This is a genomic window from Domibacillus indicus (genome assembly GCF_023715895.1).
Taxonomy (GTDB): Bacteria; Bacillota; Bacilli; order Bacillales; family Domibacillaceae; genus Domibacillus; species Domibacillus indicus_A.
In genome coordinates this window covers 108224-127289 of sequence record NZ_JAMBOO010000006.1, presented here as the reverse complement: position 1 = coordinate 127289, position 19066 = coordinate 108224, and the positions used below count along the sequence as shown (strand labels likewise).

21 protein-coding genes are annotated in these 19066 nt (G+C 47.4%); 17 read left to right on the top strand and 4 right to left on the bottom strand.

Annotated features, from left to right (window positions below):
• The first annotated feature begins 27 nt into the window (after nucleotides 1-27).
• The 15 genes from M3221_RS12290 (at nucleotide 28) to M3221_RS12220 (ending at nucleotide 13837) form a co-directional block, all read left to right on the top strand.
• Nucleotides 28-981: an ABC transporter substrate-binding protein gene (locus M3221_RS12290; protein ID WP_251272050.1), complete on the top strand. Its 954-nt coding sequence runs from the start codon at nucleotides 28-30 to the stop codon at nucleotides 979-981.
• Nucleotides 944-2002 (top strand): FecCD family ABC transporter permease, encoded by a 1059-nt coding sequence (locus tag M3221_RS12285; RefSeq protein ID WP_251272049.1) that lies wholly within the window; start codon nucleotides 944-946, stop codon nucleotides 2000-2002. The genes M3221_RS12290 and M3221_RS12285 overlap by 38 nt, the downstream gene beginning before the upstream one ends.
• On the top strand, nucleotides 2002-3471 hold the full coding sequence (locus M3221_RS12280; protein ID WP_251272048.1) for an adenosylcobinamide amidohydrolase: 1470 nt from the start codon (nucleotides 2002-2004) through the stop codon (nucleotides 3469-3471). Before M3221_RS12285 ends, M3221_RS12280 begins: the two co-directional genes overlap by 1 nt.
• Nucleotides 3468-4430: an adenosylcobinamide-phosphate synthase CbiB gene (gene cbiB, locus M3221_RS12275; protein WP_251272047.1), complete on the top strand. Its 963-nt coding sequence runs from the start codon at nucleotides 3468-3470 to the stop codon at nucleotides 4428-4430. The genes M3221_RS12280 and cbiB overlap by 4 nt, the downstream gene beginning before the upstream one ends.
• Entirely contained in the window at nucleotides 4405-5475 is a 1071-nt protein-coding gene (cobD, locus tag M3221_RS12270; RefSeq protein ID WP_251272046.1) for a threonine-phosphate decarboxylase CobD, read from the top strand. The genes cbiB and cobD overlap by 26 nt, the downstream gene beginning before the upstream one ends.
• Nucleotides 5472-6014: a bifunctional adenosylcobinamide kinase/adenosylcobinamide-phosphate guanylyltransferase gene (locus tag M3221_RS12265; RefSeq protein ID WP_251272045.1), complete on the top strand. Its 543-nt coding sequence runs from the start codon at nucleotides 5472-5474 to the stop codon at nucleotides 6012-6014. The genes cobD and M3221_RS12265 overlap by 4 nt, the downstream gene beginning before the upstream one ends.
• A complete protein-coding gene (locus M3221_RS12260; RefSeq protein WP_251272044.1) occupies nucleotides 6002-7459 on the top strand; it encodes a cobyric acid synthase in 1458 nt (485 codons plus the stop codon). The genes M3221_RS12265 and M3221_RS12260 overlap by 13 nt, the downstream gene beginning before the upstream one ends.
• The gene (cobS, locus tag M3221_RS12255) at nucleotides 7456-8232 is read left to right on the top strand and encodes an adenosylcobinamide-GDP ribazoletransferase (protein ID WP_251272043.1); all 777 of its coding nucleotides are present in this window, start codon (nucleotides 7456-7458) and stop codon (nucleotides 8230-8232) included. Before M3221_RS12260 ends, cobS begins: the two co-directional genes overlap by 4 nt.
• The gene (locus tag M3221_RS12250) at nucleotides 8190-8801 is read left to right on the top strand and encodes a histidine phosphatase family protein (RefSeq protein WP_251272042.1); all 612 of its coding nucleotides are present in this window, start codon (nucleotides 8190-8192) and stop codon (nucleotides 8799-8801) included. The genes cobS and M3221_RS12250 overlap by 43 nt, the downstream gene beginning before the upstream one ends.
• Nucleotides 8753-9178 (top strand): bifunctional adenosylcobinamide kinase/adenosylcobinamide-phosphate guanylyltransferase, encoded by a 426-nt coding sequence (locus M3221_RS12245; RefSeq protein ID WP_251272041.1) that lies wholly within the window; start codon nucleotides 8753-8755, stop codon nucleotides 9176-9178. The genes M3221_RS12250 and M3221_RS12245 overlap by 49 nt, the downstream gene beginning before the upstream one ends.
• A complete protein-coding gene (locus tag M3221_RS12240) occupies nucleotides 9175-9762 on the top strand; it encodes a cob(I)yrinic acid a,c-diamide adenosyltransferase (RefSeq protein WP_242233857.1) in 588 nt (195 codons plus the stop codon). The genes M3221_RS12245 and M3221_RS12240 overlap by 4 nt, the downstream gene beginning before the upstream one ends.
• Nucleotides 9759-10247 (top strand): ECF transporter S component, encoded by a 489-nt coding sequence (locus M3221_RS12235; RefSeq protein ID WP_251272040.1) that lies wholly within the window; start codon nucleotides 9759-9761, stop codon nucleotides 10245-10247. Before M3221_RS12240 ends, M3221_RS12235 begins: the two co-directional genes overlap by 4 nt.
• Complete coding sequence (locus M3221_RS12230; protein ID WP_251272039.1) at nucleotides 10240-10914, top strand: ATP-binding protein; 675 nt, start codon at nucleotides 10240-10242, stop codon at nucleotides 10912-10914. The genes M3221_RS12235 and M3221_RS12230 overlap by 8 nt, the downstream gene beginning before the upstream one ends.
• A 248-nt stretch (nucleotides 10915-11162) precedes the next feature.
• Nucleotides 11163-11612 carry a DUF6376 family protein gene (locus M3221_RS12225; protein WP_251272038.1) on the top strand — a complete coding sequence of 150 codons (450 nt, stop codon included), beginning with the start codon at nucleotides 11163-11165 and terminating at the stop codon, nucleotides 11610-11612.
• 155 nt (nucleotides 11613-11767) lie between these two features.
• On the top strand, nucleotides 11768-13837 hold the full coding sequence (locus tag M3221_RS12220; protein WP_251272037.1) for an amidase family protein: 2070 nt from the start codon (nucleotides 11768-11770) through the stop codon (nucleotides 13835-13837).
• Between the two features lie 48 nt (nucleotides 13838-13885).
• Here the strand turns inward: M3221_RS12220 and trhA are convergent, their stop codons facing one another.
• Nucleotides 13886-14530 (bottom strand): PAQR family membrane homeostasis protein TrhA, encoded by a 645-nt coding sequence (gene trhA, locus M3221_RS12215; protein ID WP_251272036.1) that lies wholly within the window; start codon nucleotides 14528-14530, stop codon nucleotides 13886-13888.
• Nucleotides 14531-14668: 138 nt separating this feature from the next.
• On the opposite strand from trhA, the gene M3221_RS12210 reads away from it, so the two are divergent.
• Complete coding sequence (locus M3221_RS12210) at nucleotides 14669-15220, top strand: DUF1836 domain-containing protein (protein ID WP_242233851.1); 552 nt, start codon at nucleotides 14669-14671, stop codon at nucleotides 15218-15220.
• A 77-nt stretch (nucleotides 15221-15297) separates the two neighbouring features.
• On the opposite strand, the gene M3221_RS12205 is transcribed toward M3221_RS12210, so the two are convergent.
• The 3 genes from M3221_RS12205 to cidR form a co-directional block, all read right to left on the bottom strand.
• Nucleotides 15298-15672, bottom strand: coding sequence for a hypothetical protein (locus M3221_RS12205; RefSeq protein WP_251272035.1), 375 nt, complete (start codon nucleotides 15670-15672; stop codon nucleotides 15298-15300).
• 13 nt (nucleotides 15673-15685) lie between these two features.
• Nucleotides 15686-16216 carry an acyl-CoA thioesterase gene (locus M3221_RS12200; RefSeq protein WP_242233849.1) on the bottom strand — a complete coding sequence of 177 codons (531 nt, stop codon included), beginning with the start codon at nucleotides 16214-16216 and terminating at the stop codon, nucleotides 15686-15688.
• 146 nt (nucleotides 16217-16362) lie between these two features.
• A complete protein-coding gene (cidR, locus tag M3221_RS12195) occupies nucleotides 16363-17259 on the bottom strand; it encodes a cidABC operon transcriptional activator CidR (RefSeq protein ID WP_251272034.1) in 897 nt (298 codons plus the stop codon).
• A gap of 80 nt (nucleotides 17260-17339) precedes the next feature.
• On the opposite strand from cidR, the gene M3221_RS12190 reads away from it, so the two are divergent.
• Nucleotides 17340-18737 (top strand): sigma-54 interaction domain-containing protein, encoded by a 1398-nt coding sequence (locus tag M3221_RS12190; RefSeq protein ID WP_251272033.1) that lies wholly within the window; start codon nucleotides 17340-17342, stop codon nucleotides 18735-18737.
• Nucleotides 18738-19066 lie beyond the last annotated feature (329 nt).

Here is a 19066-nt window from a genome sequence, read left to right as displayed (position 1 = left end):
TGTGTGTTAAAAAAGGAGGAAATACAAATGAAAAAAACGTGGATCACACTTGGACTATCAGCAGCACTCTTAGCAGGCTGCGGAGGCGGGGAAGAAAAAACGGCTGATACAGCTAAAGAAAATGAGCCGGCGAAAGAAACGGCTGCTTTTCCTGTGACCGTTACAGGAGCCGACAATCAAAAAGTAGAAATTGAGGCGGCACCAGAGCGGATTATTTCATTAATGCCAAGTACAACAGAAATTGCTTTTGAGCTGAATTTAGGCGATCAGATTGTTGGGGTAACTGATAATGATACATATCCTGAGGAAGTAAACGAAAAAGAAAAAGTCGGTGGCATGAGTCTGAATGTAGAAAAAATCTTAAGCCTTAATCCTGATTTGGTACTCGCGGACATTTCCAATGACGAAAAGGCTATTTCACAAATTCGTGAAGCGGGCATTGATGTGCTTGTATCTTCTGAAGCACAAAGTATTGATCAGATTTATACATCATTTGAATTAATTGGCGAAGCAACAGGCACACAAGATGAAGCGCAAAAAGATATTGAAGAAGTAAAAGAAGGACTTGCAGAGATTCAAGAAAAAGCATCTCAAATTAAAGAAGAAGACAAGAAAAACATTTATTTTGAAATTGGGGCATCACCAGAAATTTATTCGGTGGGCAACGGTACTTTCATTAATGAAGTAATTGAGCTTGTGGGGGCCAATAATATTATGAACACAGAAGAGGGATGGCCGAAAGTATCAGAAGAAGCTGTTATTGCGAAAAATCCAGATACCATCTTAATTAATTACGGAGCATATGAAGAAAATGCCTTGGATGGTGTTTTAAAACGCCAAGGATGGGAAAGTGTAGCGGCCATTAAGAATAAAGAAGTATTTGAAGTAGATGGAGATCTCACAAGCCGTCCGGGACCGCGTATTGTTCAAGGAGCTGAGCAGATTGCAAAGGCCGTTTATCCAGACGTTTTTGCGGAGTAAAATAGTTGCTTATCCGGTGGCATTTTTCTTTTTGATTTTTTCTATGTTTATAGGCATTGCCATCGGATCTATTCATGTTCCGTTTTGGGATATTTCAGCAATATTAGCTCACCACTTATTTGGAACCAGTATTGAAGGAGCTAACGAAGCTTTTGAGAACATTGTTTGGAAAATAAGATTTCCGCGTGTGCTGCTGGCAGGCTTGATCGGCGCATCCCTGGCCATTGCAGGAGCTGCTTTTCAAGGACTTCTTCGCAACCCTTTGGCAGATCCATATACACTTGGCATTTCGTCTGGTGCGTCGGTAGGAGCGGTTTTTGTGTTGTTTTTTCACATATCTATTCCATTTCTGGGCGGCTTTACGCTTCCTGTTGTAAGTATAGCGGCAGCTGTGTTGACTATCTTTTGCGTATTGCTGTTTGCACAGTTGATCGAGCGCTCAATGAAGCTTGAAACGATTATCTTAACCGGAATTATTTTTAGCTCGTTTTTAGGTTCATTTATTTCGCTCATGATTGCCCTTACGGGGGAAGAGCTCCGGCAAATCATCAATTGGCTGCTTGGCAGTGTGTCAATGCGGGGATGGCCTTATGTACAGCTGATGCTGCCGTTTTTTGCAGGAGGTGCACTCCTTCTGCTGTACTTGGCGCCAGAGTTAAACGCCATGTCATTTGGAGAAGAGAAAGCGAAACACCTGGGAGTGAATGTTCAGCGAAAGAAAATACTTGTACTGATTGCAGGTTCCATTTTAACTGGAGCGGCCGTTGCGGTATCCGGTACAATCGGATTTATCGGCCTCGTGGTTCCACATTTTGTACGGCTTTTGATCGGGCCTGATCATCGGCATTTGCTGCCTTTGTCCATGATTGCCGGCGGTGGATTTTTGATTATAGCAGATCTTGCCGCCCGTACGATCATTTCACCGACAGAGCTGCCTATTGGCGTGATTACATCGCTGATTGGTGCACCGGTATTTGCACTTATTTTAATGAACCGAAAACGAAAAGGAGGCGTCGCGTGATGCTGCAAGTGAACAAGCTTTCAGGAGGATACGGAAGCGGGCTTATTGTCCGCGGCGTATCCTTTTCTGTTAAGCAGGGAGAATTATTCGGTATTTTGGGGCCGAATGGAAGTGGTAAATCAACTTTACTGAATATGATCAGCGGGCTGATCAAGCCGGCTGCGGGAGAAGTTCTCATCAAGGGAAGACCGATTGATTCATACAGTCCGAAAGAGCTGGCGCGCATTATAGCGGTTCTTCCGCAAATGACGTCCAGCCAGTTTGCTTATACGGTAAAAGAAACGGTGTCGCTCGGACGGTACGCGCACCAAACCGGTTTTTTTAAATCATGGACTGAGCGGGACGAAGAAATGGTACAGGAAGCGATGCAGCGGACCGGAACAGCGGCGTTTTCTGAAAAACCGCTGTCTGCCCTGTCCGGCGGTGAACGGCAGCGTGTTTTCCTTGCGCAGGCGCTGGCGCAGGAGCCGGAAATCCTGCTGCTTGATGAACCGACCAACCATTTAGATCTGCCTTTTCAAAAAGACCTGCTCGATTTGCTGAAAAGAATGACAGCAGATGGATTAACGGTCGTTTCTATTTTTCATGACTTAAATTTATCTTCTTTATACTGCGACCGGCTGCTGCTTATGAATAAAGGAAGGATTCATGCGCTCGGCCAGCCGGCTGATCTGATGGTGGAGCAGGAGATTCGGGATGTGTACAGCACAGAGGTACAAAAGCAGCCGCATCCGGAAGTGCCAAAGCCGCAGATCAGTATCCTGCCGGAAAGAGTCCTGTCAAAAGAAGCCGTTGACATTGACGCGCATTTGCTTGAGCATCATGGCGGACATCTGGTGCTTCGTTCACCCGTTCCCCTTAAATCGCTGTCATCCGGCGTGATTGGCGCCGGCTGGGGATGGCGGAGCACGTTTGTAAACCGCCATGTGGACAAGCATTATAATATCGATAACTATGAGCAGGAAGCGGCTGCTTATTTTACGCAAAATGGATTTAACCTGCAGGAAACCGTTGGAATGATGACGGCCGTTTATATGGAGGATGCGGCCTGGCGAAAAGAAATGCAGGAAGATGCTTCTGTTTTTGCGGTGGCAACAGCTGGTGCCGGCAATGCAGTAGATGTTACGCATCCGCGCAGCAGCTGGAAGCAGCATCCTGCGCCAGGAACGATCAATATATGGGTTTTTGTAAACGGAAAATTATCAGAAGAAGCTTTTGTCCAAGGGGTTATGACAGCTACCGAGGCAAAAACAAAAGCGCTTGCGGATAGAGGAGTGTTGGATGTGAATACGGGAACAACGGCAACGGGCACCTCAACAGATAGTATATTAATAGCAGCAACACAGCGCGGTTCCTATCACCAGTTTGCCGGATCGGTTACGCCCCTTGGCATTGCGATTGGCCGGGCGGTCTATCAATCGGTGACGGCGTCTCTTCAAAAAACAGCCCGCAGAAAGGGCGGCCTGTGATCGCACATGCGGCGGCAATCGTCATCGCCTTGTTTCTTGACCGGCTTGTCGGCGATCCGCGCAGCTGGCCGCATCCGGTTAAATGGTTTGGCGCGCTGATTGCTTTGTTGGACAGAAAGTGGAATAAAGGAGCCCGCCGTTTCGAAAAAGGACTGGCTATGCTGGCCGTTGTTCTTTTCGTGACCGGCGTATGTTCATTTGGCGCGCTGGCACTCGCTGCCCGTCTTCATCCTTTTTTCTCCATTACTTTAGAAGCCGTCATGATTTGGGCATCAATTGCACCGCGAAGCTTGAAAGAAGCAGGAATGGATGTGTATCACCCGCTCATTGCCGGCGATATGAAGGAAGCGCGCCATAAACTTTCGTGGATCGTCGGGCGTGACACGGAAAAGCTTGATGAAGGGGAGATTACGCGCGGGGCGGTAGAAACCGTCGCAGAAAATACATCGGATGGCGTGATCGCTCCGCTGTTTTGGGCAATGGTTGGCGGAGGCGGAGCCGCCCTCCTGTACCGTGCTGTCAATACGTGTGATTCGATGGTTGGGTATCGAAACGAACGGTACGGCAGATTCGGCACGGCATCTGCCCGTTTTGATGATATCGTTAATTTTATTCCTGCCCGTTTGACCGCCGTCCTGCTTATTTTAGCAGCCAAAAAGCCGCAGGGAGGACGGGGCTATGCATGGCATATCGTACGGCGCGATGCGAAAAAGCATCCATCGCCGAACAGCGGCTGGTGCGAAGCAGCTGTAGCGGGGCTGCTTCAAATTGAGCTGGGTGGATTAAATACATACAAAGGCATTGTGTCAGACCGTGCCCGAATGGGAGATGCCATTCGTCCCCGCCGCGCGGAACACATTATCGAAGCCGCTAAATTAATGGAACGAGCTGCTTATTTATTTGTGCTGCTATTCCTTGCAGGAGTGATCATTTATGAAGCTGCCATCACATGGGGCTAACCCCAGTCATTTATATCAGGCATCCGGCGTAGAAAAGCCGGAAAGCATGATTGATTTTAGTGTAAATACAAATCCGTATGGGCCGCCCCGCTGGCTCAAAGAAGCATGGCCGTCTCTTTTTGAAGTGGTGGAAGACTATCCGGATCCGTCCGGTAAAGCAGCCAAAGCTGCCATTGCCGCCCGATTTTCCGTCGGTTCGGGAAATCTTTTGCTCGGCAACGGCGCGGCCGAGATTATTCATTTTATTGCCCGCCATGCTGCCGGCCGCAAAGTGGTGATTGCGACGCCGGCTTTTTCTGAATATGAAGATGCCTGCCGGGCGTACGGCTGCGAGATCCGGTATGTGCCAGTTGACCCGGAAAACTGGGTGCTGCCAATTGAAGAATTGGCCGAGCAGGCAAAAGAAGCAGCCGTACTCTTTCTTTGCACGCCAAACAATCCAACCGGACAGGTGTTTCAAAGGGAAGAGCTGCTTGCGCTGCTTCGCCAAACCCGCCCGTTTGGCACATGGGTTGTTGTGGATGAAGCTTTTTATGATTTTAACAGCGGGGAGTCTTTGGTTGCAGAGATTGCTTCGTTTCCGCATTTAGCGGTGCTGCATTCCATGACGAAAATGTACGCGGTCGCCGGCCTGCGCATCGGCTACGTGGCGGCTTCACAGGAAATCATTCATGCTCTTGCACCTTACCAGCCTCACTGGAATGTAAATGCGATTGCACTTCGGACCGCCGAAAGAATCGCGCAGGATACGGTCCATGCCGAGCAGACGAGAAAGTGGATTGAAGAGGAAAGGGATTGGATCGCAAGTGAGCTGGTGAAAGCAGGATTTACGGTTCTTCCATCTGCCGTAAATTTTTATTTGCTGCGGGATCCGGCACTCGTTGACCAAAAACCGCTGCTCCGCTTTTTGCTTGGGAAAGGGGTCGTCCTGCGCCATACAGAAAACTTTCGCGGGCTGGATGGAAAATGGCTTCGTTCCGCGGTCAAAGGAAGGGTGGAAAATGAGCATCTGCTCACTGCTCTAAAGGAGTGGAAGGCGCAATGATCGTTTTTATTACAGGAGGTGTCCGCAGCGGAAAAAGCAGCCTGGCTGAAAAGCTAGCGATGCAGCTGGCCTGTGAGGAAAGCCGGCTCGTTTATGCAGCATGCGGACAGCGGACAGACAGCGAAATGAAGGAACGTATCCGCCACCATCAAGATCGCCGGGCAAAATCAGGTGCCAGATGGATAACGGTGGAACAATCTGTTGACCTGGGCCGGATCGAGACAGCGCCGTCTGATATACTGCTGGTCGATTGTATTACGACGCTTTTGGCCGGTGAGTTTTTTCGTGAGGACAAGCCGGCCTCCGAAGCAGATGAACGAATCGTAAGTGATTTGCTTTCGCTGGCTGGCCGGACGCATGCGGTCGTTCTTGTTTCCAACGAGCTGTCGTTTGAGCCGATGCCGGGTGAATTGACGGCGCAGTATGCGGCAAAGCTCGGCATGGTTCACCAGCGGCTTGTACAGGAATGCGAGACTGCTATTTTAGTAGAGCACGGTATTCCCATTGTCAAGAAAGGCGGGATTTTATGCGCGGAGTGATGATTCAAGGAACCTCTTCCGATGCGGGAAAAAGTTTTATTGCGACGGCTCTTTGCCGTCTTCTTTTGCAAAAAGGATACCGGCCGGTTCCATTTAAGCCGCAAAATGTATCGAATAACTCCTATGTGACAGCTGACGGAAAAGAAATCGGCCGGGCGCAGGGACTGCAGGCCGAGGCGGCGGGCCTTGAGGCCAGTCCCTGCATGAATCCGCTGCTTTTAAAGCCTGCGGGCAATGGCTCGTCGGAAATTGTGCTGTTTGGGGAACGGCTTGAAGTCATGTCGGGCATGGCGTACAGAAAGTCCTATTATGAGCAGGCCATTTCCGCTATTCAAACAGGGCTCAAAGAAGCAGAAAAGCTGGGCGATACACTTGTGATTGAAGGTGCTGGCAGTCCCGTTGAAATGAATTTGAAAAAACGGGAAGTCGTAAACATGAAAACGGCGGAGCTTGCGGATGTGCCCGTTCTTTTAACAGCAGATATCGACCGCGGCGGCCTGTTTGCCTCGCTTGTCGGAACACTCGCTCTTTTAGAGGAAGAAGAACGCAGGAGGGTAAAAGGCATTATCGTAAACAGGTTTCACGGTGACCCTGCTTTCTTTGAAGACGGGAAAAAGTGGATCGAAGATTATACGGGTATTCCTGTTCTCGCGGTTCTTCCATTTTTGCCGGGGCATGCGCTTGAAGGAGAGGATTCTCTTTCGATCCGCAATGTAAACCGGGAAGGAGCCCAAATAGAGCTTGCTGTTATCCGTCTGCCGTACGTATCCAATGGAAGTGATATAGAACCGTTTGCATTTGAAGAAGATGTGAGTGTGCGCTGGGTGGGCAGTGCGGATACGTTTGGGCAGCCGGATGCTGTCATTATTCCAGGTACAAAAAGCGCTTTTGCGGATCTCCGCTTTTTAAAAGACACCGGCCTCGCCCAAAAAATCTGTTCCTTTGCCGAAAAAGGAGGAACGGTTATGGGCTTATGCGGCGGCTTTCAGCTCATAGGAAGAGAGCTGATTGATCCAGAAGGCCGTGACACCGGGGTGCCGGGTTCGATCGAACGAGCACTTAGCCTGATTCCGGCTGATACGGTATTCCAAAAGAAAAAAACGGTCATCCGTACAACAGGAACGGCGAATGGGATTCCGCTGTCCGGTTATGAAATTCACTTTGGCCGGACGACCGTAGACGGCCCGCCGTTTTTAACGGGGGCTTCGCATGCGGACGGCTATCGTTCAGAAGATGGGCAGCTCTGCGGCACGTACTTACATCATTTATTTTACAATGATGCTTTTCGAGCCGACTGGCTGAATAGGCTTCGTCAGGCAAAGGGTTTGACGAAGCGGCCGCCGGCAGATATAAATCGGGATGGCACCTATGACCGGATTGCCGCTCATCTTGAGAAACATCTTGATTGGCCGGCGTTTGAAGCTATTTTGGAGGAGCGGCAATGAAATCCTACTTATACGCTGCCGGGATCATCCTGCAATTTTTTACGATCGTTCCTTTGCACCGAACTTTGCCCATGGAGCGGGCTGAGCGAAAAGCCGTTCTGCATTTACTGCCGTTGCTTGGCATGGCGAAAGGATGTATCTATGCCGGCGCTTTTTGGCTGCTGCTGGAATGGAGTCCCTTTTCAGCGCTGTCCGCTGCGTTTCTTGTCTGGCTGCTGCCCATTGCGTTAACCGGAGGGCTGCATTTGGACGGATGGATGGACTGGGCAGACGCCCATTTTTCCTTTCGTGATAAGGAAAAGAGGCTTGCTATTTTAAAAGATCCCCATATGGGTGCATTCGGAGTCCTGGCCCTTGTTTTGCTTTTAGCGGCTAAATTTCTATTTATTTACGAAACGGTGCGCGCTGGCAGCGAGTATACATACAGCATCGTTCTTATCCCGTTTTTTGCACAGGCGCTGACCGGCCTTCTGCTTCAGTACGTACCGCCGGCGAAAGAAGAAGGCTTAGCCGCTTTTTTTCAACAAGGGCGTTCTGCTTCACTGCCGTTTGTCTACGGCTGTTTTTTCCTGGCGGCTTTGCTTGTTTATGCGCTTCACCCTATGTTTTGGGTAATGGCAGGTGCTTCGTGGATATATTTTATATGGATAAAAGGCGCCATGAAAAAAGAATTCGGCGGAATGACCGGAGATTTACTCGGTGCTTCACAGGAAGGAGCGGAACTGCTGTTATGGATGATTGTGTGGCTGTCGGTCTCTTTCGGCACGGGATAACAGAAGCAAACGAGAGGAAGCAATTTTGCGGCTGGACCGATGTGCCGCTCAGCGAAAGCGGGAGAGCAGCGCTTAGGCGGCCAATGGCAGAGTATGATTGGATCGTAACAAGTGATTTAGTGCGCTGCAGGCAAACTGCCACAGTGTTTTGGCCGCAGCCGCAAACCGTGTTCGACAAACTGCGTGAGTTTCATTTTGGGGAATGGGAAGGGAAAACGCATGTTGAGCTGGAGCATGAACCGGCTTATCAGCGCTGGCTTGAGGACTACTCCCTTCCAGTACCGGGCGGCGATTCGTATGCCTCCTTCGCCAAACGCGTGGAAGAAGGGTTTCGCGATGTATTAAACGAAATGGCTGAGCGGAACATCCAGCGTGCGGCGCTTGTGACCCATGGGGGTGTGATCCGCCATTTATTATCGGTTTGGGCGCCGGAAGCAAAAGGATTTGGTGAATGGACATCAGAAAATGGGCAGGGGTTCGAGCTTTCGGGAAGCCTGACCGACATGAGGAGGGGGAAACGATGCACTTCGTTACGGGTGGTGCCTTTAACGGCAAGAAAAAATGGGTGACCGCTTTTTATAAGCTGGAGCAGACGCCGCACCAGTGGCATTCGTTTTATAAAGAAAAGGAAGCACCTGAATTAAGGGAAGAAATCGTTGTACTGGAAGGGGTAGAGCGGTATATACGTGCCCTGCTGGAGCGGTCTGAAACACCGGAGGAAGCCCGGCTGCTGTTTCGAAAACAGCTGGAGAAGTGGCAAAAAGAAGACCGGACAGTGATTTTAATTGGGACGGATATTACAAAAGGCATTGTGCCAATGAATGCTTTTGACCGTTTTTTCCGTGATGCAGCGGGCTGGTGTTTTCAAGATACGGCAGCCGCCTCCAGACGTGTAGACACCGTCTGGTATGGTATTGCCGAAACAATAAAGGAGGAAACAGAATGAGACTGTATACACGAACAGGCGACAAAGGAGAAACGAGCATTATCGGAGGGCGGGTTGGCAAAGACAATGTCCGGGTAGACGCCTATGGCACAGTTGATGAATTAAATTCAGTTGTCGGCATAGCGATGACTGAGCTTGACCCGGTCAAGTTTCATGATATTCTGGCGGATCTGGAAACCATTCAGCATGAACTGTTCGACTGTGGCGGCGATCTTGCCACGATCAACGGGAAGCGTGGTTTTAAGCTGCAGCAGGAATCGATTGATAACATGGAAGCAAAAATTGACACGTATATTCAGGAAGCGCCGGAGCTGGAACGATTTATCCTGCCGGGCGGCTCAAAAGGCTCTGCCCATATTCATTTGGCACGCACAGTAGCGCGCCGGGCGGAACGTCTTGTTGTCGCGCTTATGCGCACGGGTGAAGAAGTGCACCCGGTGACACTGAAATATTTAAACCGTTTATCAGACTATTTCTTTGCCATTGCCCGTGTTATTAACTTTCGTGAAGGCGTGAAAGATGTGGAGTACGTCCGGAGCGCCAATGTTTTCCGGAAAGGAAAACGGAAAGAGGACAAATCATGAGAGCGGGAAAAGTAAGCTGGCTGGCGCTGTTTATTGCGCTGTCTGTGGCGGGCGGGATGATAAAAGTGCCGGCACCTGTTTCAAGTGTGGCGCTTGATTCATTTCCGGCACTGATTGGTGCGGTTTTGCTGGGCCCGGCCGCAGGAGCCTTGATCGGTGCTTTTGGCCATATCGTCTCAGCGCTGTTCGGCGGCTTTCCAATGGGGCCGCTGCACGGGATTGTGGCAGTGGAAATGGCCGCCGTTATGTGGGTTTTCGGCCGGATATACCGTTCAGGCCGGAAATGGACTGCCCTGCCGGTCTTTGTCTTTTTAAATGGAATCGTGCTGCCGGCGCTGTTTATCCCCTTTATGGGTATGGTGTTTTATGTAAGCTCGGTACCGGCGATTGGAGTTGCTGCTTTGATCAACGGTGCGGCCGCGTACGTATTGCTTCCTCGCCTTGTACCCCTATTTAAGAAACGGTATGGCCGTTTTTATGCGTGATGTAATTCGAACAAACGGACTGATTATCGCTGCTGATAACAGCGGCGCTATTGGAGAAAAGGAACATGATGCCGTCAGGGCTCCATATGAAGTAGTTGGTTACTTTTCAGCCCGGGTTGCTTTAATGGAATGTATGGCTGCTGGCGGAGAGCCGTTTGCGGCAGTTCTTCATAATTTCTCCGGAGATGAGGCATGGAAGGCGCTCAAGGAAGGGGTTCAGCGGGCGGCGGCTGAGCTTGGCTGTGCACTGGAGGTGACCGGCAGTACAGAATCGAACTTCAGTATGCTTCAGTCAGCCGCCGGCATGGTCATCATCGGCCGGGATGCTCGGGAAGCCGGCCGTGTAGAAGGAAGAGAAGTACAGTACGGTGTTATTGGCAAGCCGCTCGTCGGCAATGAAGTACTGGAATGCACAGAGGATGTAGCGCCTCTCGCTGTTTTTCACGAAATCGTCAAAATGGAAGGTATCCGGGCTGTTTTGCCTGTCGGGTCAAAAGGAATTGCCTATGAGCTTGAGCAGCTTTCCGGCAAAAAGGGCCGCTGCGAGCTGGATATGAAAAAATCAGCCGGGCCATCTACTTGTTTTTTAGTTGCCTTTGAAGAAGGAACGGCACAGCGAATAGAAGAAGCAGCAGGGCGGCTTTACCGGCTGCACCTCGTTGAATAAGGATGCCCGCAAACGTCCGCTTTCGGCGTCACTTGCCGTCTGCGAATGCTCATGACCCGAAAAAGGTCACTCACTTCTCAGCCGGCGGCGTTCCTGGAAGAGCAGGCGTTTTCAATCAGCCTGTTTTCTTATTTTGTCTACACCCTCATTGACCGGCTCAAAGCCGGTGAATTTTTTTGTGAAAAGAAATGAATCCATTTGCTTGTATCATTCGTATACTAGATAACGAAGAAACAGGAGGAAACGATATGATGTTAAAATGGGCCGCGGCTGCCGGGCTGTCTGCTATTCTATTAAGCGGGTGCAGCCTGCTCGACCAGGCCAATGATACGTTAACCTATGCCAATGATATATCAGGCTTTTTGGATGAAACACAGCAGTTTGCAAGTGATATTCCGGCGCTGCTTGAAAATGCTGCATCAAATCCGAACTTGATGGAGGATGCTCAGGCGCAGCTTGAAAACATGCAGCAGGAAATTGACCAGGTGCAGCAAATGGAAGCGCCGGTCATTGCGGAAGGCGTGCATGAAAAGCTCCTTGATTACAGTGCACAGCTTGAATCAGGTTTAAATGAAGTAAACAGCAAGCTCGAAAACGGTACACTTGACCCGGCTGCTCTTTTAGAAAATACGGAACTGTTAAAGACGGTCCAGGAACTTCAGGAGCTCCGGAATAATATTGAAAAGCTCGGCCAGTAAAACAAGCGCAAATTGATTTGCGCTTGTTTTTTTATTTCCTCCCAATCAAGTAAAAATGGCTTTCGTTAAATCGTGTAAGGAAATATGACATGAAAAGAGAAATGAGAACTTGGATTTGCTAATTTAAAAAGTAGATAGCTAGAGGAGGAGATGGCATGAAGAAACAAAGTAAAACAGCAGCACTATTTACAGCAAGTATCACGATGGGGCTGAGCGTGTTTGCGACAACAGCGGGAGCCGAGTTTTCAGATGTAGAAGGACGGCTGGCAGCAGAAGTAACAGAAGCAAAAGAGCGTGGTTTAGTCAGTGGATACATAGATGGCACATTTAAACCGAAGCAGGCTGTGACAAGAGGGGAATTTGCCCGGCTCGTTGTGGCTGTATACGAGTCAGCTGGTGGAGAGGAGCTGCCGGAAGGTTCCTCGAAAACATTTAAAGATGTTCCTGCTGCGAGCACATTAGGCCCTGCGATTTTAAAAGCGGCGGAAAAAGGCTGGATTGCCGGTTACAGTGATGGAACATTCCGGCCAAACGAGCCGGTTTCGCGCGAGCAGGCTGCCAGAATTTTAGCCGAAACCGCGGAGCTTGCGTCTGCAGCCGAATCGTTCGAGGATGTAAAGGATGACGGGGCGTTCGCCGGTTCGATTGGAGCGGTTGAAAGAGCTGAATTTATGTATGGCGACACGAACGGCAAGTTCAATCCGGCCTTGCATATGACACGTGAACAATCTGCCGCAACCATTTTACGGCTGTTTCACTTTCTCCAAAAAGAACTGGTTGAGCAGTTCGATATAGAAGAAGCAACCATTGCTGAAATGAGTGCTGCGATGGAAGAAGGAGAATTGAGTTCAGAAGAGCTGGTCCGTTTTTATTTGGATCGTATCGAAAAGTTTGACCAGCAGGGGCCAAAGATCAACTCAATGATCTCCGTGAACGCACAAGCGATCGAAACCGCAAAACAGCTTGATAGAGAGCGGGCAGAAGGAAAAATCCGCGGAGCGCTGCATGGCATTCCTATTGTGTTAAAAGATAATTATGACACAGTCGATATGCCAACTACAGCTGGTTCCTTATCATTGGAAGGATCGATGGCACCGGATGATGCTTTCCAGACAGCGAAGCTGCGTGAGGAAGGTGCCGTCATTATCGGCAAAGCAAACCTGCATGAATTTGCTTTTGGCTTTAATACATACAGTTCATTGGGCGGGCAGACTTTGAATCCGTATGACTTAACACGTTATCCCGGTGGCTCAAGCGGTGGAACCGGTGCTGCTGTTGCTTCAAACTTTGCGGCAGCAGGACTGGGAACAGATACAGGCGGTTCGATTCGGGTACCGGCTTCTTTCAACAACCTTGTTGGAATCAGGCCGACAATGGGTCTTGCCAGCCGGGATGGCATTATTCCACTTGCACTGACGCAGGACACGGGCGGGCCGCTGGCTAGAACTGTGGAAGACGCGGCTGTTGTGCTGGATGCAATTGTTGGTTACGATGAGGCGGATCCGATCACGGAAAAAAGCAATGGCCATATTCCGGACAGCTACACCGATTACCTGGATGAAGATGGGTTAAAAGGTGCGCGGATCGGCGTTGTCAAAGCTCTATTTGGAGAAGACGAGCAGATTATTGAAGCGACCGAGCAGGCGATTGATGATATGGAAGCGCTCGGAGCGGAGGTAGTAGACGTTACCATTCCAAACCTGGATAAAATTATGGCTTACCCAAGCTTAAGCTCCTATGAGTTTAAATTTCAGTTAAATGATTATTTAGCTTCGCTTGGAGAAAATGCACCTGTAAAATCGCTGAGTGAGATTATCGAGAGCGGAAAATATCATCCTGCAATGGAAGAATCAATGAGAGCGCGGGATGCGAAAGTATCTCTAGAAGAAGATGCCACTTATCAGGACATCATCGTAAATCGTCCTAAAATTACGACTGAAAGTTTAATGGAAGTGTACGAAGAACAGGATATAGACGCTTTAGTGTATCCAACTTCAGCTATACTGCCGCAAAAAATTGGCGGTGATCAGGGCGGCGGGCCAAATCCTAAATTAAGCCCATTCTCAGGCTATCCAGCGATGTCGGTTCCAATCGGATTCAGTGATGAAGGACTGCCGATTGGCATGGAGATGCTTGGGACAGCGTTTAGCGAGCCGACGCTGATCAAGCTTGCTTACTCGTATCAAGAAGGAACGGAACACCGTCAGGCACCAGACTTTGAATAAAATCGGACAAAACCACGGGACTCGCGAGCCCGTGGTTTTTTATTGAAGTTAAAGGACGTAAATAAACACACTCCAAAAGTGAGCGAGGCTGCCAAGTAAAATAAAAATGTGGAAAATTTCATGAAAGCCCATCTGTCCAAATTGCATCCAGGACGGCTTCAGCCCATAAATGATGCCGCCGATCGTATAAAAAATGCCGCCAGCTACAAGCAGGACAAGACCGCCAGTTTCCATGCTTGAAGCAAGCGGGGAAAAAACAAACACAGCCATCCAGCCCATGAATATATACAGAGCGGTTGACATCCATCTCGGGCAGGTGAACCAAATCATTTTAAACAAAATACCTAAAACAGCTGCGGCTAAGACGATCCAAAATAAAATCAACCCGGTCCGGCTATGCAGGCTGATCAAGCAAAAGGGTGCATAAGAGCCGGCGATGAGCACGAAAATCATCGAATGGTCCAAGCGCCTGAAAAGGGCAATCACCGCGTCAGACGCAATAACGGAGTGATAAAGCGCAGAAGCTGAGTACAAAAGAATTAAGCTGATGCCAAAGGCCGATACAGCTAAAAGGGCCAGTGCAGAGCCGGTTGTAGAAGCCTTAAGCAGCATCGCAGCAAGAGCAGCTACAGATAAAAATGCTCCAAACCAGTGAGTAAGGGCATTGATTGGTTCGCGAATAAGAGAGGTCATGGACATTCCTCCTGTTGCATGTAGTTTTTATAACTACATATTATGATACTTTTATTATGTTATATAGTCAAGTTTTACATGTGGAGGATATTCCCTTATAATAAAAGTAATATAACGATCTAAAAAGCAGGTGTTTATGTGGGAAAACTGACAGACGTTTTAAATGAACTTCATCTTGATAACCAGTTGACACCGGATAAGATACCGAGTATTGACTTATACATGGATCAGGTTATTCAATTATTCGAACGAACATTCGAAAGCTCGACGCGGAATGAAGAAGAAAAAGTATTAACAAAAACAATGATCAACAACTATGCAAAAGGAAAACTGTTGTTTCCTATTCAGCAAAAAAAGTATTCGAAAGAGCATCTGCTGCTGATCAGCCTTATTTACCAGTTGAAAGGGTCATTGTCGATCAACGACATTAAAACAACTCTCTCCGGTATTAATGAGCGGATCGGTGACATTGATTTGGATTCTTTTTATGAAGAATTTTTAACAGTAGCGGCTGATAACGTGAAGCATGGAAGGGCAGATATTGCCGGCCGGATCGAAGACATTACGGCTCGTACCGATGAGCTTGGCCAGATCATGCAGATCCTAGCTCTTGTTCATATGAGCAACATGTACCGCAAAACAGCAGAAAAGCTGGTCGATCAGCTGGCAGAAAAAAAGAATCTCTCGTAAAAAGGAGATTCTTTTTGCTTTTTGAATACAGGCCTGCTGAAAAACAAAAAAACCAGGAAGAGTTCTCCTGGTTCTGATTATTTTACGCTTGATGCCCCGATAAGAGATTCAGGTGAACGGCCAAGAGCAAGCAGGCTGATTTTCGCATAACCTGTTTCTTTAAATGAACGGAAAAGCTTTTTCAAGGCATCAATATGCTCATCGTTTTTCAGCGTTTGAACTTCTTTTTTATAAAGGCGAAGCACAGAGCTGTATGGAATATTTGGGATGCAGTCATCAGAATTTTCGTCCATAATCAAGCAGCCCATATACTGATACTTTAACTGAAGTGAGCGTGTTAATCCGGCTACATGAACGAACTTTTCACAAAGAGCAGGGTAAGAATCCTGCAAATCGACAAGCGCCGTTTTCGCTTCTTTTAATTCATCAATACTGCACAATGTTGTAATCATTCTCGTTCCTCCTTTATCTGTCCCACGGTTTTTTCAGAGTCATGTATTCAGCAAGTTCTTTGCTTTTTGTTCTGCGGATTTTACGCATTTCCGCACGGTCTTTTGCTGTTTCAAACAAAAACTTTTCTTCTTCGGTTTCAGGAATGACGCCAGGTACTTCGACAGGCTTTTTATCCTCGCCAATAGCTACAAAGGTTAAAAAAGCAGTGGCTGCAATACGGCGTTCGCCTGTGCCGATATCTTCGGCAATCACTTTACAGAACACTTCCATTGATGTCCGGCCTGTATAAGTAACGAACGACTCAACGCAAACCGAATCCGTTTCACGAATCGAATCTAAAAAGTCGATGGAATCGGTTGAAGCAGTCACGCACTGTTTTACGCGAGAGTGGCGTCTTGCAGACAGGCAGGCAGCGCTGTCGATTTTTTTCATCAGCACGCCGCCGAATAAAGTTTGATAATTATTTAAATCGCATGACAATACTTGGTCGGTATGTACGATGCGGCTTTCACGTGTTTTGATCGCTTCTTTTACTGCGCTCATGGTTTTCAATCCTTCCATGTTGGAATCACGCTCTCAGTGTACGCCCGTTTACAATGTAAGTAAAATGGTTGTTTTTCATTTTTAGTATAGCTTTTATCTATGTAAATGTTTTCATTCATAAATAAACGGCATAAAAGAAAGCGGCTTCATTGGAGAGAAGCCGCTTTTGAAAGCTCTTTCTTAGTGAATGAAAGCCATTCCTTAGCTGCATAGGATAAATATTGATTTTTTCTCCAAATAATAGCCAAATTCCAATTGATCGATGGGTTGACCACTCTCACTGTACAAACGTGATCGCTTAAATGCCGGCATATGCTTTCTGGAAGAAGGGAAATGCCAAGCTTTGAAGCGACCATTTCTTCGATAAATGACCATTGCGAGCTTTCAGAAATCACACGAGGCTGGAATCCGGCATCATTGCAGAAAGAAATGATCCGATCGTTCAGCGCAAAGTCTTTATTAAATAAAATAAAGGATTCAGATGAAAGTGATGCCAGATCGATTTCCGCACGTCCGGCAAGAGGATGGGATGTAGGGAGAATGAGCATTAAATCTTCTTCCATAAAGGCAAAGTGATGAAACAGTTCGTCTTGTGTAGGGAGAACAATCACACCAACATCCAGCTCGTTTTGTTCCACGGCATCTTCAATAGATTTTGAACCTTCTTCTTTTAGCTGAAACGTAATACCAGGGTATTTTTCATGAAACAATCCGACAACCTTTAAAAAAAAGTGCGCATCAAAAATAGGCGGCAGGCCGATTCGAATGTGTCCGGTTTTCAGCTCCAGCAAATTATCGAGCTCGGTTTCCAGATTACGAAATGCTTTGTTAACAAGCTTTGCCTGCTCCAATAAAATTTTGCCTGCGTCAGTAAGTACCAGCTTTTTGCGGGAACGGTCAAACAGTTCCACGCCAAGCTCCACTTCCAGGTTTTTAATCATCTTACTGATAGTCGGCTGCGTGATAAACAAGTGATCGGCTGCTTTTGAAAAGCTGTTGAAATTTGAAACCTCGATAAAATATTGCAAGTGTTTAATATCCATTTGTTATTCATCCATTTCTTCCGTAGTCGCTCTATTTTTGATTTGATACAATAAAACAAAAAAACGGAGTAGTGATTGCGATGGACCATACGCATCTAGAACTTGAGCTTGAAGCGATATTGCATGCATCCAATGATAATATCATTGTAACGGATGGCAATGGAATTGTGTTGCGTGCGATTAAAAACAGCGATGAATTTTACGGAGAATCTTCGGAATCTATGATCGGCCGCTCCGTTTACGAGCTGGAACAAAGAAATATTTTTTCCCCATCCGTTACCGTAAAAGTGCTTGAGCAGAGACAGGAAGTGCAGCTTATGCAAAAAACAGCGGTCGGGAAAACGATCATGGCTAAAGGCATTCCCGTATTTGACCGTGAGGGGAACATCGTCCGTGTAATCAGCCTCTCACATGATTTAACAGAAATTCAAAAGCTCAAGGAAGATTATGAGAAGCTGCAGTCAAAAGTTGAACGTTACGAGTCGGAGATCGAAAAACTGCGTGAACAGGAAACAGCTTTTGGCCGTCTGGCCACAAACAGCCCGAAAATGAGAAAAGCACGTGAAACGATGCGGCGTGTGGCCCCGAGTGAAGCAACGGTTCTGCTTTCTGGGGAATCCGGAGTGGGTAAAACCATTTTTGCCCGGGCCATCCATCAGGAAAGCGGGCGGCATGACGGGGCGTTTATTGAAGTGAACTGTGGAGCCATTCCCGCAAGCCTGGCGGAATCGGAGATGTTTGGCTATGAGCCGGGTGCTTTTACTGGTGCAAGTCAAAGAGGCAAAAAAGGATTGATTGAATCTGCAGACAAAGGAACCTTGTTTTTGGATGAAGTCGGTGAGCTTTCGCTTGAAATGCAGGTGAAGCTGTTAAAAGTCCTTCAGGAAAAGGAAATTACAAAAATTGGAGCCGTCAAATGCACAAAAGTCGATTTTCGGCTCGTTGCTGCGACCAATCGTGACTTAAAACAGCTGGTGGAAAGAGGAGAATTCCGCGAAGATTTATTTTACCGCCTGCATGTTGTGCCGGTAGAAATTCCCCCGCTGCGTGAACGAAAAGAAGATTTTCCTATGCTCGTCGAGCTGTTTTTAACACAGTTTAACCAAAAGTACAATAAAGCGCTGCGTCTTCATTCAGAAACAATGGCAAAATGTCTTTCATATCACTGGCCGGGAAATGTACGGGAGCTTGAAAACACAATCGAACGCCTTGTTATTATGTCTGACCAGCCTGTGATTTCACCGGGCCTGCTGTCATTTCATACGGAAACACCTGATCAGCCTGAACAATGGCCTTCTCTCTCCCTGTTTGAGGAGGGAGGAAAAACACTAAAAGAAATGATCGCTGATGTGGAAACGCAATGGCTGCGGCAAGCAGAAAGAAAGGGGCTTTCCACTTACCAAATGGCAAAAACATTAGGGATCAGCCAGCCGACTGTTTTCCGCCGGCTTCAAAAAATAAAAACCGATTCAAAATGAATTAAACTGATTCATTTTGAATCGGTTTTCTTTTCTTTTTTAATTCATTTTGAATCAAAAGAAATGACAAACGCGAATGTATAGCACATCCGGCTGTTGGCACACTTCTTGCAATAAGTAAAACAAAGGAGATGCAAGATTTTATAAAAGTATATTAAAATAACAAAATTTTATTCATCTAATATTGTAAGCGATTCCATTTAGAGATATTTTTATTGATTTAAAAGGGTTGAAAGAAAGTTTGTTATAAAATCTGACAATAGTAATTTCAAAATTTAGATTTTTTGAAATAATAAGTTCAAGCAATTTAAACAAGGAAGGAAGATCAC

Bases quoted from the DNA above. Each gene is read 5' to 3' on its own strand.
- M3221_RS12220 (WP_251272037.1), top strand. From the start codon at position 11,768: ATGAAGAAACAAAGTAAAACAGCAGCACTATTTACAGCAAGTATCACG.
- M3221_RS12200 (WP_242233849.1), bottom strand. From the start codon at position 16,216: ATGAGCGCAGTAAAAGAAGCGATCAAAACACGTGAAAGCCGCATCGTA.
- M3221_RS12245 (WP_251272041.1), top strand. From the start codon at position 8,753: ATGCACTTCGTTACGGGTGGTGCCTTTAACGGCAAGAAAAAATGGGTG.
- M3221_RS12280 (WP_251272048.1), top strand. From the start codon at position 2,002: ATGCTGCAAGTGAACAAGCTTTCAGGAGGATACGGAAGCGGGCTTATT.
- M3221_RS12235 (WP_251272040.1), top strand. From the start codon at position 9,759: ATGAGAGCGGGAAAAGTAAGCTGGCTGGCGCTGTTTATTGCGCTGTCT.
- M3221_RS12260 (WP_251272044.1), top strand. From the start codon at position 6,002: ATGCGCGGAGTGATGATTCAAGGAACCTCTTCCGATGCGGGAAAAAGT.
- M3221_RS12240 (WP_242233857.1), top strand. From the start codon at position 9,175: ATGAGACTGTATACACGAACAGGCGACAAAGGAGAAACGAGCATTATC.
- M3221_RS12205 (WP_251272035.1), bottom strand. From the start codon at position 15,672: ATGATTACAACATTGTGCAGTATTGATGAATTAAAAGAAGCGAAAACG.
- M3221_RS12230 (WP_251272039.1), top strand. From the start codon at position 10,240: ATGCGTGATGTAATTCGAACAAACGGACTGATTATCGCTGCTGATAAC.
- cobS (WP_251272043.1), top strand. From the start codon at position 7,456: ATGAAATCCTACTTATACGCTGCCGGGATCATCCTGCAATTTTTTACG.
- trhA (WP_251272036.1), bottom strand. From the start codon at position 14,530: ATGACCTCTCTTATTCGCGAACCAATCAATGCCCTTACTCACTGGTTT.
- M3221_RS12290 (WP_251272050.1), top strand. From the start codon at position 28: ATGAAAAAAACGTGGATCACACTTGGACTATCAGCAGCACTCTTAGCA.
- cidR (WP_251272034.1), bottom strand. From the start codon at position 17,259: ATGGATATTAAACACTTGCAATATTTTATCGAGGTTTCAAATTTCAAC.
- M3221_RS12225 (WP_251272038.1), top strand. From the start codon at position 11,163: ATGATGTTAAAATGGGCCGCGGCTGCCGGGCTGTCTGCTATTCTATTA.
- M3221_RS12250 (WP_251272042.1), top strand. From the start codon at position 8,190: ATGGATGATTGTGTGGCTGTCGGTCTCTTTCGGCACGGGATAACAGAA.
- M3221_RS12190 (WP_251272033.1), top strand. From the start codon at position 17,340: ATGGACCATACGCATCTAGAACTTGAGCTTGAAGCGATATTGCATGCA.
- cobD (WP_251272046.1), top strand. From the start codon at position 4,405: ATGAAGCTGCCATCACATGGGGCTAACCCCAGTCATTTATATCAGGCA.
- M3221_RS12265 (WP_251272045.1), top strand. From the start codon at position 5,472: ATGATCGTTTTTATTACAGGAGGTGTCCGCAGCGGAAAAAGCAGCCTG.